Source organism: Blastococcus tunisiensis (assembly GCF_900112815.1).
In the GTDB taxonomy this organism is placed as follows: Bacteria; Actinomycetota; Actinomycetes; order Mycobacteriales; family Geodermatophilaceae; genus Blastococcus_B; species Blastococcus_B tunisiensis.
Genome location: NZ_FOND01000005.1, coordinates 258463 through 271255 on the forward strand (window position 1 = coordinate 258463; position 12793 = coordinate 271255).

Here is a 12793-nt window from a genome sequence, read left to right on the forward strand (position 1 = left end):
GGCGCCGCCGCGCCACGGTCGGGGGGTGTCCACGACCTCCGAACTCGGCGCCCACGGCGAGGCGATCGCCGTCGCCTTCCTCACCGACCACGGCCTCCGGGTGCTGGACCGCAACTGGCGGTGCCGGGAGGGTGAGCTCGACATCGTCGCCCGCGACAGCGGTGCGCTCGTCTTCTGCGAGGTGAAGACCCGACGGGGTACCGGCTTCGGCCACCCCGTCGAGGCGGTGACCCCCGCGAAGCAGCGCCGGCTGCGCACGGTGGCCCAGCGGTGGCTCGCCGACCACGACGAACATGCGCCCGAGCTGCGCTTCGACGTGGTCGGGGTGCTGGTGCGCCCGTCGCGGCCGGCGCTGGTCACGCACCTCCGGGCAGCGTTCCTGTGACGCTGGCCCGCACCTGGTCGGTGGGACTGGCCGGCGTGCACGGCGCCATGGTCGAGGTCGAGGTCGACATGGCCAACGGCGTACCGCACGTGGCGCTGGTCGGTCTGCCCGACGCGGTGGTGCGGCAGTCGGTGGACCGGGTGCGTGCCGCGGTCACGAACGTCGGGGCCAGCTTCCCGCAGCGGCGGATCACCATCGGGCTCTCGCCGGCGTCGATGCCCAAGCAGGGCAGCGGCTTCGACCTCGCGCTGGCCGCGGCGGTGCTCGCGGCGTCCGGGACGGTGCCCCGGGAGTCGGTCGACCAGCTGGTCTTCCTCGGCGAGCTGGGCCTCGACGGTTCGGTGCGCGGCATCCGCGGTGTCCTGCCCGCGGTGCTCGCCGCCGCCCGGGCGGGTCACCGGCAGGTGATCGTCCCCGCGGCCAACGCCGAGGAGGCCGCGCTGGTCGAGCGCCTGGAGGTGCTGGCCGCGCGCGATCTCGGGGGCGTGCTCGCGCACCTGGCCGGCCGCGAGCGGCTGAGCGCGCACGTCCGGGGTACACCGCCCGAGCTGCCGCCCCCGCCGGATCTCGCCGACGTGGTCGGCCAGGCGGCGGGACGCCGGGCCGTGGAGGTGGCGGCCGCGGGCGGCCATCACCTCTTCCTCGCCGGACCGCCGGGAGCGGGCAAGACCATGCTCGCCGAGCGGCTGCCGGGCGTCCTCCCCCCACTGGGGGAGCACGCCGCACTGGAGGTGACGGCCATCCATTCCGTGGCGGGCACGCTCCCGCCAGGGGCGCCGCTGGTCACCCGGCCGACGTTCGAGGCCCCGCACCACTCCGCGACGATGGCCGCGCTCATCGGCGGCGGCTCGGGCCAGATCCGGCCCGGCGCCATCTGCCGGGCCCACCGCGGCGTGCTCTTCCTGGACGAGGCGCCCGAGTTTCCCCGCGCCGTGCTCGACACGCTGCGGCAGCCGCTGGAGCGCGGGCAGGTGACCATCCACCGCGCGGCCGGGGCGGCCACCTTCCCCTGCCGGGCGCAGCTGGTGCTGGCCGCCAACCCCTGCCCCTGCGCCAGTGCCGCCGGTGACACCGCATGCACGTGCAGCCCGCTGGAGCGGCGGAGGTACCGCTCCCGGCTGTCGGGCCCGCTGCTGGACCGCATCGACCTGCGGGTCGACCTGCCACCGGTCACGCGGGCGGCGTGGCTGGACGGCATGGCGGCACCCGAGACGACCGCCGAGGTGGCCCGCCGGGTGGCCGGCGCTCGGGCTGCGGCGGCGGAGCGGCTGGCGGGCACGGGCCTGTCGGTCAACAGCCAGGTGCCCGGGCGGCTGCTGCGGGAACGATGGGCGGTCCCGCGCTCCTCCCTCGCACTGGCCGAGCGCGCCCTGGAGCGCGGGGCACTGTCGGTCCGCGGCTTCGACCGGGTGCTGCGGGTGGCCTGGACCGTCGCCGACCTCGCCGGCCGCACGGTGCCCGGTCCCGACGAGGTGGCCGAGGCCCTCGGCATGCGACTGCAGCGGGTGGCGGCATGAGGCTCGACGAGGACCTCGAGGAGGCCGCCGGCGGCGCCACGGGCCCGGGCCCGGGCCTGCGGCGGGCCCGGGCCTGGCTGAGCCGCGCCGTAGAGCCCGGCACCATCGACTTCTGGCGCTACGTCGAGGACGTCGGCCCGGTGGAGGCCGTCCGCCGGTTGCGTGCGGGTGCGGCGCCCGAACGCATCCGGGCGCTGGTCGGCGCCCGGGCGGAGGAGGACGCGACCCTGGCCGACCTCGCCCGGGCCGAGCGCTGCGGCGCGCGGCTCCTCGTGCCCGAGGACGACGAGTGGCCGGCGTTGCCGCTGCACGCGCTGACCCTCGCGGTGGCCGCCGAACCGGTCGGGCCGAAGGGGCAGTCCGACCGCACGACGGCGCTCGTCCCGCCGCTCGCGCTCTGGGTGCGCGGCACGGGCCGGCTGGACGAGCTGGTCGACCGATCGGTGGCCATCGTCGGGTCGCGGGCGTCCACGGCCTACGGCGAGCACGTGGCCGGCGAGCTCGGGCACGACCTGGGGGCGCGGGACTGGACCGTGGTCTCCGGCGGGGCCTTCGGCGTCGACGCGGCCGCCCACCGGGGCGCCCTCGTGGCGGAGGCGCCGACCCTGGCCGTCCTGGCGTGCGGCGTCGACCGGCCCTACCCAGCGGCGCACGGTGCGCTCTTCCACCGGATCGCCGAGACCGGCCTGCTGGTCAGCGAGTGGCCGCCGGGCTGCGCGCCGCTGCGCCACCGGTTCCTGGTCCGCAACCGGTTGATCGCCGCGCTGACGAGGGGCACGGTCGTGGTGGAGGCCGCCGCCCGCTCCGGTGCCCAGGCGACGGCACGCCGCGCGCGGGACCTCGGCCGGCAGGTCCTCATCGTGCCCGGCCCGGTCACGAGCGCGATGAGCGTGGGCTGCCACGAACTGCTGCGCGAGGAGGGCCTCGGCGCCGTCCTGGTGAGCTCGGCGGCCCAGGTCGTCGAGGCCGTCGGACGGATCGGTGAGGACCTGGCTCCGCCGGTGGCCGGGCCGGAGTCCGCGCGGGACGGGCTCGGCGACGTCGCCGCTCGCGTCCTCGACGCCTGCCCGGTGCGGACGGGGGTCGGCCCGGAGCGGCTGGCCGCCGTCGCCGGCTGCGACGTCCTCGAGGTGCTCCGGGCGCTCCCGGCCCTCGAACTGGCCGGCCTGGTCGAGTGGACCGGCACCGGCTGGCGGCTGGCGCCACCCCCCAAGGGGCGGGGAGGGCCCGGCGCGGCGGCTTGACGGGTGCCGGCCGCGGACGGACGGTTCCCGGGTGACCGCCGGGACAGCAGACGCGCGGGCCGCGTTGCCGGCACCGCTGGCCGCGGCCCTCGACGGGTACGAGGACCACCTGCGCACCCAGCGCGACCTCTCCGAGCACACCGTCCGCGGCTACCTCACCGACGCCGTCGGCCTGCTGGACCACCTGGCCCGCCGCGGCGGCGCGCAGGCGCACGACCTCGACCTCGCCGCGCTGCGCGGCTGGCTGGCGCAGGGCCGCACACGGGGGCACAGCCGCGCGACGATCGCCCGCCACGCGGCGTCGGCACGCTCGTTCACCGCCTGGCTGCGCCGCGCCGGACTCACGGCCGAGGACGTCGGGCTGCGCCTGGTCAGCCCGAAGGCGCACCGCACCCTGCCGGGCGTCCTCGCCTCCGACCAGGCGCGGGCCGTCGTCGAGTCGACGTCCGGCGCCGAGGAACCGGTCGGACTGCGCGACGCCGTCGTCATGGAGCTGCTGTACGCCAGCGGCGTCCGGGTCAGCGAACTGGTCGGCCTCGACGTCGACGATGTGGACCGCGGCCGCCGGCTGCTCCGGGTCCTCGGCAAGGGCAGCAAGGAGCGCAGCGTGCCCTACGGCGTCCCCGCGGAGCACGCGCTGGACGCCTGGCTCACCCGCGGGCGGCCGGCGCTGGCCACCCCCGGCTCCGGACCGGCCCTGCTGCTGGGGGCGCGCGGACGCCGGCTCGATCCCCGTGAGGTCCGGCGGACCGTCCACGCGGTCGTGGCCGCCACGGAGGGGGCCCCCGACATCGGCCCGCACGGACTGCGGCACTCGGCGGCGACCCATGTGCTGGAGGGCGGCGCGGACCTGCGGTCGGTCCAGGAGTTGCTCGGCCACGCTAGCCTCGCGACGACGCAGATCTACACGCACGTGACGGTCGAGCGGCTCCGTGCGGTCCATGCGCAAGCACATCCCCGCGCCTGACAGGGTGGCCATCTGCCGATACGAGAGAGCAGTGGTCCCGGCGGGGCAGGACCACAGGGCAGGACCGACCACCAGTACCGAGGAGCGCGACCGTGCCTGAGGCCACCATCCACCGGCTGGACGAGTACGACGACCCCCAGGGGGACGCCGACGCGTTGCTGCACCAGCTGTGGGCCGACTACGTCGCCGACCGTGACCCGGAGCTGCGGGACCGGCTGATCCTGCACTACGCCCCCCTGGTCAAGTACGTCGCCGGCCGGGTCGGCAGTGGCCTGCCCGCGCACGTCGAGCAGGCCGACCTCGTCTCCTACGGCACGTTCGGGCTCATCGACGCGATCACCCGCTTCGAGCCCACCCGCGAGGTCAAGTTCGAGAGCTACGCGATGGCCCGCATCCGCGGCGCGATCATCGACGAGCTGCGCAACACCGACTGGATCCCGCGGTCGGTCCGCATGAAGGCCCGCCAGTTCGAGCGCACCGTCGCCGAGCTGGAGGCGCGGCTGCACCGCACGCCCTCCGACGAGGAGGTGGCGGCGGAGATGGACATGGACGTCGAGGACATCCGCAAGTTCCTCGGCCAGCTCTCCCTGGTCAACGTGGTGGCGCTCGACGAGCTGCTCACCGACGACGAGGGCGGCTCCCCGCGCCTCGGCGACACCCTCCAGGACTCCAGCGCCCTCGACCCGCAGGCCATGGCCGAGCACGGCGAGGCCCGTCAGCTGCTGGCCCGTGCCGTCGAGCAGCTGCCCGAACGGGAGAAGGTCGTGGTCAGCCTCTACTACTTCGAGGGGCTGACCCTGGCCGACATCGGGCGGGTCCTCGGCGTGACCGAGAGCCGGATCTGCCAGCTGCACACCAAGGCCGTCCTGCACCTGCGCACGAAGCTCGCCGACATCGCCTGAGGGGGCCGTCCGCCCGAGCGGGCCCGAGCTGTCGGGGCACCGGTTCTCGGGTGACCGCCTCTCCCGGACGGCCGCCCCCCGGCGTGGTGGTCACCGCATCGGCAGCAGCCGGACCCGCGGGAGCTGCAGGAGGGCGAGGGGGTCCAGGTAGGTCTCGCCCCGGCGCAGCCCCCAGTGCAGGCACGCCTGGACCGGGCACCCGGCGTGGCCGGTCGCCAGCGTCCCGATGGGGGACCCGCGGGCCACCTGCTGGCCCGCCGCCACGGAGGGGACGACGGGCTCGTACGTCGTCCGCAGGCCGTCGGCGTGGTCGATGCTCACGACCGGCCGGCCGGCGACCATGCCGGCGAAGACCACCACGCCGTCCCCGGCGGCCAGCACCGGGCCGTGCGGTGCCCCCTGCAGGTCGGCTCCGCGGTGCCCGGCGGCGTAGGGGTGGGGGAGGTCCTCGTACGCGCGCGTCACCGTCGGGGTGCCCTCCAGGGGCGCCGTCCACAGGGCGCCGGTGCCGGCCGGGGCGGACGGCGTCCGAGCCGGCTCGGCCGTCGCGCGGACCGGCAGGACGACGAGGCCGAGGCTCAGCAGCACGACGGTCAGGGCGCGGGAGGACATGCCGCCGACAGTTCCCCGCGCGCAGGCGCCGGGCGAGGGCCGGGCCGCGGCTGTGGACGTCCGCCACCGCGGGGAGAGGCCGGTCGCCGCTGGCGTATGCTGTCCGGTGCGGCCCGATCCGTCGGGTCGACTTCGCGCGTCCCCTTCCCGCCCCATCGGGCGGGACAGTCGCCACCTCGGTCCCGGCGGGCAACCGCCGGGGGTGTGGCGCGGTCCGGACGCCAGGGCGGTGCACCACCCGGTGCGCAGCGACAACCGAGAACAGCGCGGCCCCGGCCGCGCGGACACAGAGAGGCTGCAATGGCAGTCGTCAGCATGAAGCAGCTGCTCGACAGCGGCGTGCACTTCGGGCACCAGACCCGCCGCTGGAACCCGAAGATGAAGCGATTCATCTTCACCGAGCGCAACGGCATCTACATCATCGACCTGCAGCAGACGCTGGGGTACATCGACAACGCCTACGAGTTCGTCAAGCAGACGGTCGCGCACGGCGGATCGATCCTCTTCATCGGCACCAAGCGCCAGGCGCAGGAGGTCGTCGCCGAGCAGGCCACGCGCGTGGGCATGCCCTACGTCAACCAGCGCTGGCTCGGCGGCATGCTCACCAACTTCCAGACCGTCTTCAAGCGGCTGGAGCGGCTCAAGGAGCTCGAGGACCTCGAGCAGACCGGCGCCCTCGTCAGCCTCTCCAAGAAGGAGCAGCTGGTCCTCTCCCGCGAGAAGGCCAAGCTCGAGCGCTCCCTCGGCGGCATCCGCGACATGAAGAAGGTGCCCAGCGCCGTCTGGATCGTGGACACCAAGAAGGAGCACATCGCCGTCGGCGAGGCCCGCAAGCTGAACATCCCGGTGGTGGCGATCCTCGACACCAACTGCGACCCCGACGAGGTCGACTACAAGATCCCGGGCAACGACGACGCGATCCGCAGCATCACCGTGCTGACCCGGGTCGTGGCCGACGCCGTGGCCGAGGGCCTGATGGCGCGTTCCGCCGCGCAGGCCGACGCCGGCCGTGGCGAGGCGGCCGAGCCCGCCGTCGGTGCCGGCGAGCCGCTCGCCGACTGGGAGCGCGAGCTCCTCACCGGTGGCGACGCCGCGGCCGCACCGGCCGCCGACGCCGCTCCGCTCCCGGAGACCCCGGCCGAGGCCCCGACCGCCACGGCGGACGAGGTCGCCCCGGTCGAGGGCGTTCCCGCCACCTCCGGTGGCAAGGAGCCGAACGCCGTCTGATCGGAGCGCGCCGCACCCCCCGCGAGCCGGGGGGTGCGGCGCACCCGCATGCCCGGAGCCGGCCCGAGCACGAACCGTCGGCCAGGACCAGCACCAGGCCCCAGCACCAGGTCCCAGCACCACCCACAGACCACAGAGGAAGTGACATGGCTGAGTTCACCGCAGCCGACGTCAAGCGTCTCCGCGACGCCACGGGCGCCGGCATGATGGACTGCAAGAAGGCCCTGACCGAGGCCGACGGCGACTACGAGAAGGCCGTCGAGATCCTGCGCGTCAAGGGCGCCAAGGACGTCGGCAAGCGCCTCGAGCGCTCGACGACCAACGGCATCGTCGTCAACAAGGGCGGCGCGCTGCTCGAGCTGGACTGCGAGACCGACTTCGTCGCCAAGAACGCCGACTTCATCGCGCTGGCCGAGCGTCTGCTCGAGATCGGTCTGCAGCACGAGCCCGCCGACGCCGAGGCCCTGCTGAACACCGACGTCGATGGCCAGACCGTCGCTGCGCTGGTCGAGGGCGAGTCCGCGCGCATCGGAGAGAAGCTCGTGCTCAGCCGGTTCGCCCTCTTCGAGGGCACCACGGCGACCTACCTGCACAAGCGGGCCACCGACCTGCCCCCGGCCATCGGTGTCGCGGTGCAGTACTCCGGCGGTTCCGAGGAGGCCGCGCGCAGCCTGGCGATGCACATCGCCGCCGCGCGCCCGCGCTTCCTCACCCGCGAGGAGGTCCCGGCGGAGGCCGTCGAGACCGAGCGCCGCGTCGCCGAGCAGACCGCGAAGGAGGAGGGCAAGCCCGAGCAGGCGATCACCAAGATCGTCGAAGGCCGGGTCAACGCCTTCTACAAGGACTTCGTCCTGCTCGAGCAGCCGTCGATCACCGAGCCCAAGCGCACGGTGAAGCAGATCGTCGACGAGGCCGGACTGACCGTGGAGCGCTTCGCGCGCTTCGAGGTCGGCCAGGCCTGACGAAGGACCGCCCTTCCCTCCACGCCCCGCAGGCTCGGCGCGGGACCGGTGAAGGGCGGCCGTTCCAGCACGTCACCCACGGCCCCGCTCCCTTTCCGGGGAGCGGGGCCGTTCGTGTGTGCGGCAGGATCAACCAACCGATGTCGAACGAGGGATGACGCGTTGACCGACACCACACCTCCGCTGTCCGCCCCGACCGCGTTCCGGCCGGCGGACCACAGCGGCTACCAGCGGGTGCTGCTCAAGCTCTCCGGTGAGACCTTCGGTGGCGGCAAGGTCGGCGTCGACGCCGACATCGTCCGGGGCATCGCCGAACAGCTGGCGGAGGTCGTCGCCAAGGGCACCCAGGTCGCCGTCGTCATGGGTGGTGGCAACTTCTTCCGCGGCGCCGAGCTCTCCCAGGCCGGCATGGACCGCACGAAGGCCGACTACATGGGCATGCTCGGCACGGTGATGAACTGCCTGGCCCTGCAGGACTTCTGCGAGAAGGCCGGTCTGGAGACCCGCGTGCAGTCGGCGATCACCATGGGCCAGGTCGCCGAGCCCTACATCCCCCGCAAGGCGATCCGGCACCTGGAGAAGGGCCGGCTGGTGATCTTCGGTGCCGGCGCCGGGATGCCCTACTTCTCCACCGACACCGTGGCCGCGCAGCGGGCCCTGGAGATCGAGTGCCAGGTGCTGCTCATGGGCAAGAACGGGGTGGACGGCGTCTACGACGACGACCCGCGCACCAACCCCGACGCGGTCATGTACGACGACCTCGACTACGCCACGGTGCTCGCCAAGCAGCTCAAGGTGGCCGACGCCACCGCGATCAGCCTCTGCATGGACAACCAGATGCCGATCGTGGTCTTCAACCTGCTACGCGACGGCAACATCGCGCGGGCGACGGCAGGTGAGAGGATCGGCACGCTGATCAGCCAGCCCGCCTGACCGCGGGCCGGTCGCACAGCACACGACAGCCAGGTGAACCGAAGGCCGCCCCGATCGGGGGGCCGATGGAGGGAAGACCCGTGATCGACGACACCCTGCTCGATGCCGAGGAGCGGATGGACAAGGCCTTGTCCGTCGCCCGCGAGGACCTCGGCTCGGTGCGCACCGGCCGGGCCGCCCCCTCGATGTTCAACAAGATCATGGTCGACTACTACGGCGCCTACACGCCGGTGCCGCAGATGGCGTCGATCACCGTGCCGGAGGCGCGGATGGCCGTCATCAAGCCCTACGACATGGGCCAGCTGGGGGCCATCGAGAAGGCCATCCGCGACAGCGACCTGGGCGTGAACCCGACCAACGACGGCCAGATCCTGCGCGTGGTGTTCCCGCAGCTCACCGAGGAGCGGCGCCGCGACCTGGTGAAGCAGGCCCGCGCCAAGGGCGAGGACGCCAAGATCGCCATCCGCAACATCCGCCGCCGGGCCAAGGACGAGTTGGATCGCATCGCCAAGGACGGCGAGGCGGGCGAGGACGAGGTCCGCCGCGCGGAGAAGGAGCTCGACCACCTCACCGAGCAGCACGTGCACGGCATCGACGAGGCGATGAAGAACAAGGAGTCCGAGCTGCTCGAGGTCTGACCCCGACGGCCCGACCCGCCATGAGCACCTCCTCCGCCGCCGACCGTCCCGGACGATCCGGGCCGGGCACCGAGCCGTTGCCGCGCCACGGCTCGGGCACCCCCCGGTCGGCCGAGACCCTCGGCCGCCCCGGCGCCGGCCGGCCGGGCCCCGGCGGCGGCCCCGACCGGCAGGCCGACGACACCGGCCCGGTGCCGATCGTCGGGAACCGTCCGGCCCCGCCGCTGCGGCCCGTCGGGAACCGGATGCCCCCGGCCGGTGCGGCGACCGACGGCGCTGCGCCACCCGACGGCGCTGCGGTGCCCGGGGACGACCGGGTGCCCGGGGACGACCGGGTGCGCGGGGACGACGCCGGGCCCGGGGACGACGCCGGGCTCGAGGACGACGCCGGGCCCGGGGACGACGCGGCGCCCACGTCGACGGCGATGCCACGGCCGGAGGTGGCGGAGTTGCCCACGACCGAGCGCCCGGCCGGTGGACGGGCCGGCCGGGACCTGCGTGCCGCGATCGGCGTCGGGGTGGGCCTGGTCGCCCTCGTGGTCACGTCGCTGTTCGTCTGGCGCCCGGCGTTCCTCGCCGTCCTCACCGTCGCCATCCTCGTCGCGGTCGTGGAGCTCTCCCGGGCCCTCGGGGCGGGCCGGTTCCACCCGCCCCTGGTCCCGCTGCTGGTCGGGACGCTGGCGATGGAGGGCCTCGCCTGGAGCCGCGGGCCCACCGGGCTGGTCGTCGGCTTCCTGCTCACCGCCCTCGCCGTCGTGCTGTGGCGGCTCGGCCACGGACCGGCCGGATACCTGAAGGACGCCGCCTCGGGTGTCCTGGTCGCGCTCTACGTGCCACTGCTGGCCGGTTTCGCCGTCCTCCTCCTGGTGCCCGACGACGGCGCCGTGCGGGTGCTCGCCTTCATCGCCACCGTCGTCGCCAGCGACGTCGGGGGCTACGCCGCCGGCGTGCTCTTCGGCAAGCACCCCATGGCACCGTCGATCAGCCCGAAGAAGTCGTGGGAGGGCATGGGCGGCTCGGTGGTGGCCTGCATGCTCATGGCCACCCCCTTCGTCGTGCTGTGGCTGGGCGGGCCGTGGTGGAGCGGGCTGGTCTTCGGTGCCGCGCTCGCCGTGTCGGCCACGGTCGGCGACCTGGGGGAGTCGCTGATCAAGCGGGACCTCGGCATCAAGGACATGGGCAACCTGCTGCCCGGCCACGGCGGCATCATGGACCGGCTGGACTCGCTGCTGCCGTCGGCCGCCGTCGCCTACCTCCTGCTGTCGGTGCTCGCCCCGGTCTGAGTAAGGACCCCGCTGCCCCCCACCGCTCGCAGGCTCGCGGCGGGACCCTGCAGCGGGGCCGCTCCAGCACGTCACCGAGCTCGCGGCGGGACCCTGCAGCGGGACCGTGCCCACAGGGGCTGTCGCGCCGCCATCAAGCAGGGCGGCCGACGGACCAGCTGGTGCCGACGGTCCGGAAGCCGCGGCGGGCATACCAGTGCCGCGGCCAGTCGTCCGCCGCGGCCTCCAGGACGACGAGGTCGCAGCCGGCACCGGCGGCGATGCCCAGCAACCGGGCGAGGACGGCGTCGCCGTGTCCGCGGCCCCGGGAGCCGGGGTCGGTCAGCACCGACTCCACGGCCGCCGTCGCGCCGTCGACGCGCAGCTGGCCGGCGGCGACCACCCGGCCCTCCTCGCGGACCGCCACGTCGTGGACGGCGAGAACCCGGTCGTTGAGCCGTTCGCGGCCGATGAGCTGGGCCACCACCCGGTCCAGCTGCGGGCCGGTCTCGGGGAGGCCGGCCCGCCACGACCGGTTCCAGAGCTCGTGCACCTCCCGCTGGTCGACCACCTCCGCGCGCTCCCCGCCGGGCAGGGGAGCGGCGCGCCGGGCCATCAGCTGCAGCTCCTCCACCTCCCAGCCACGTCGGGCGAGATCCGCGGCGACGTCGGCGGCCTCCGGCCAGAGGAGGGCCGCGGCCTGGTGCGGCCAGCCGGCGTTGCCGGCGACCTCGCCGGCGGTCGCCTCGATCGTGGCGGCGTCCACCGGGTCGGCGAGGACCAGCCGGTTGTTGTCCCGCGAGTGCGGGACGTCGGGGTCGAGCACCGCGACCCCGCCGGGCACGTCTCCCACCCCGACCGCCCGCCGCACCGGCAGGGCGGCGTAGAAGGCCAGCGCCCGGCCCGGGGCGTCGTCCGGGTCCGGGAGCACGGGCGCCGCCGGCGGCCGGTAGGGCACCGCGGCCACGACGGCGCTGACCGGCAGGGGTCCGTAGAGGTGCGGGAAGAGCCGGCCACCGGGGTCCGCCGGCACCCCGGGCTCGACGCGGACGGGATCGCGGAGCCGGGCCGGGTCGATCACGAGCAGCACCAGGTCGCGGCGCCCCGGGTACAGCGCCTGCGCCGGCAGGTGGACCTGGTCCGGTGCCGAGAGGTGGACGAACCCGGCCGAGGCCAGCGACGGCGGCCGGACGGCGCCGTCGGCGAGGGCCGCCCGCCAGTCCCGGGGCTCGATCAGGTGGGTCAGCAGGGAGCGGCCGCTCATCGGCCCGTCGTCGCGTCTCTCCCCGGGCGGTCGGTCATGACAGCGGGGGATCGGCGTCGATGCCGCGCTCGCGCAGCGCGGCCTCGATCGCCTCGTTCACCGCGCGGACGACGGCCACCCGCGCCCAGCGCTTGTCCTCCGCGGCGATGACCTGCCAGCGGCCGCAGGGATGGTCGGTGCGCTCGAGCATCTCCTCGACGGCCGCCTCGTAGGCCCCGCGCTGCTCCCGGTTGCGCCAGTCCTCGTCGGTGAGCTTCCACGCCTTGTACGGATCGGCCTGCCGCGACTCGAACCGGCGGAGCTGCTCCTCCGGCGAGAGGTGCATCCAGAACTTGACCAGGACCGTCCCCTCGGCCGCGAGCGTCGTCTCCAGGTCCACGATCTCGGCGTAGGCCCGCTGCCAGGTCTCCTCGTCGGCGAAGCCCTCGACCCGTTCGACCAGGACCCGGCCGTACCAGGTGCGGTCGAGGACGGTCATGCCTCCCCAGCCGGGCAGCACCGGCCAGAACCGCCACAGGAAGTGGTGCCGTTTCTCGTCGAACGTGGGGGCGGCGAACTGCGCCACCCGCACGTGCCGCGGATCGAGCTCACCGACGAGGCGCTTGATGGCCCCGCCCTTGCCCGAGGCGTCCCAGCCCTCGAAGAGGACGCACAGCGGCGGCCCGAGCTCGTTCGGGCCGATCTGCCCGCCCAGCAGCAGCCGCAGGTGCACCAGCCGCTCCTGGGCCTTCTTCAGCTCGGCCTTGCCCTCCTTCTTCGGATAGCTCACGGAGAGGTCGACGTCGGTGAGACGGCTCATGGGGGAAGAGCCTGGCAGGTCCGGCCCGGTGCGGCGCGCGGACGTCGTCGACCGGCCGAGGGTGCCCGTCCGGCGGTGGGG

The 12793-nt window shown here is 74.7% G+C and carries 13 protein-coding genes; 10 read left to right on the top strand and 3 right to left on the bottom strand.

From position 1 onward, the window contains the following. The first annotated feature begins 25 nt into the window (after nt 1–25). The 5 genes from BM142_RS08915 to whiG all read left to right on the top strand — a co-directional run bounded on the left by BM142_RS08915 (nt 26) and on the right by whiG (nt 5015). Complete coding sequence (locus tag BM142_RS08915) at nt 26–385, top strand: YraN family protein (RefSeq protein ID WP_092196409.1); 360 nt, start codon at nt 26–28, stop codon at nt 383–385. Further along, entirely contained in the window at nt 382–1902 is a 1521-nt protein-coding gene (locus BM142_RS08920; RefSeq protein WP_092196410.1) for a YifB family Mg chelatase-like AAA ATPase, read from the top strand. Before BM142_RS08915 ends, BM142_RS08920 begins: the two co-directional genes overlap by 4 nt. After that, nucleotides 1899–3146, top strand: a complete 1248-nt coding sequence (gene dprA, locus BM142_RS08925; RefSeq protein WP_092196411.1) for a DNA-processing protein DprA — start codon at nt 1899–1901, stop codon at nt 3144–3146. Before BM142_RS08920 ends, dprA begins: the two co-directional genes overlap by 4 nt. A gap of 31 nt (nt 3147–3177) precedes the next feature. Beyond that, complete coding sequence (locus BM142_RS08930) at nt 3178–4113, top strand: tyrosine recombinase XerC (RefSeq protein WP_092196412.1); 936 nt, start codon at nt 3178–3180, stop codon at nt 4111–4113. A gap of 92 nt (nt 4114–4205) precedes the next feature. Further along, entirely contained in the window at nt 4206–5015 is an 810-nt protein-coding gene (whiG, locus tag BM142_RS08935; protein WP_092196413.1) for an RNA polymerase sigma factor WhiG, read from the top strand. 90 nt (nt 5016–5105) lie between these two features. Here whiG and BM142_RS08940 read toward each other — a convergent pair whose 3' ends face one another. After that, entirely contained in the window at nt 5106–5627 is a 522-nt protein-coding gene (locus BM142_RS08940) for a M23 family metallopeptidase (RefSeq protein WP_092196414.1), read from the bottom strand. A 300-nt stretch (nt 5628–5927) separates the two neighbouring features. Between BM142_RS08940 and rpsB the strand changes: the two genes are divergently transcribed. From rpsB to BM142_RS08965, 5 genes are all read left to right on the top strand, one after another. Further along, entirely contained in the window at nt 5928–6854 is a 927-nt protein-coding gene (gene rpsB / locus BM142_RS08945) for a 30S ribosomal protein S2 (RefSeq protein ID WP_092196415.1), read from the top strand. Between the two features lie 146 nt (nt 6855–7000). Continuing rightward, nucleotides 7001–7816 (top strand): translation elongation factor Ts, encoded by an 816-nt coding sequence (tsf, locus tag BM142_RS08950; protein WP_092196416.1) that lies wholly within the window; start codon nt 7001–7003, stop codon nt 7814–7816. 162 nt (nt 7817–7978) lie between these two features. Then, nucleotides 7979–8749, top strand: coding sequence for a UMP kinase (pyrH, locus tag BM142_RS08955; protein ID WP_254790690.1), 771 nt, complete (start codon nt 7979–7981; stop codon nt 8747–8749). A gap of 80 nt (nt 8750–8829) precedes the next feature. Further along, a complete protein-coding gene (gene frr, locus BM142_RS08960; protein WP_092196417.1) occupies nt 8830–9387 on the top strand; it encodes a ribosome recycling factor in 558 nt (185 codons plus the stop codon). 20 nt (nt 9388–9407) lie between these two features. Then, nucleotides 9408–10670: a phosphatidate cytidylyltransferase gene (locus tag BM142_RS08965; RefSeq protein WP_092196418.1), complete on the top strand. Its 1263-nt coding sequence runs from the start codon at nt 9408–9410 to the stop codon at nt 10668–10670. A gap of 133 nt (nt 10671–10803) precedes the next feature. Here BM142_RS08965 and BM142_RS08970 read toward each other — a convergent pair whose 3' ends face one another. Together BM142_RS08970 and BM142_RS08975 are read right to left on the bottom strand one after the other, a co-directional pair. Beyond that, on the bottom strand, nt 10804–11913 hold the full coding sequence (locus tag BM142_RS08970; protein ID WP_092196419.1) for a GNAT family N-acetyltransferase: 1110 nt from the start codon (nt 11911–11913) through the stop codon (nt 10804–10806). Nucleotides 11914–11947: 34 nt separating this feature from the next. Beyond that, nucleotides 11948–12712 carry a polyphosphate kinase 2 family protein gene (locus BM142_RS08975; RefSeq protein ID WP_092196420.1) on the bottom strand — a complete coding sequence of 255 codons (765 nt, stop codon included), beginning with the start codon at nt 12710–12712 and terminating at the stop codon, nt 11948–11950. Nucleotides 12713–12793: the final 81 nt, after the last annotated feature.

Bases quoted from the DNA above. Each gene is read 5' to 3' on its own strand.
- tsf (WP_092196416.1), top strand. From the start codon at position 7,001: ATGGCTGAGTTCACCGCAGCCGACGTCAAGCGTCTCCGCGACGCCACG.
- BM142_RS08970 (WP_092196419.1), bottom strand. From the start codon at position 11,913: ATGAGCGGCCGCTCCCTGCTGACCCACCTGATCGAGCCCCGGGACTGG.
- BM142_RS08965 (WP_092196418.1), top strand. From the start codon at position 9,408: ATGAGCACCTCCTCCGCCGCCGACCGTCCCGGACGATCCGGGCCGGGC.
- rpsB (WP_092196415.1), top strand. From the start codon at position 5,928: ATGGCAGTCGTCAGCATGAAGCAGCTGCTCGACAGCGGCGTGCACTTC.
- BM142_RS08975 (WP_092196420.1), bottom strand. From the start codon at position 12,712: ATGAGCCGTCTCACCGACGTCGACCTCTCCGTGAGCTATCCGAAGAAG.
- BM142_RS08940 (WP_092196414.1), bottom strand. From the start codon at position 5,627: ATGTCCTCCCGCGCCCTGACCGTCGTGCTGCTGAGCCTCGGCCTCGTC.
- dprA (WP_092196411.1), top strand. From the start codon at position 1,899: ATGAGGCTCGACGAGGACCTCGAGGAGGCCGCCGGCGGCGCCACGGGC.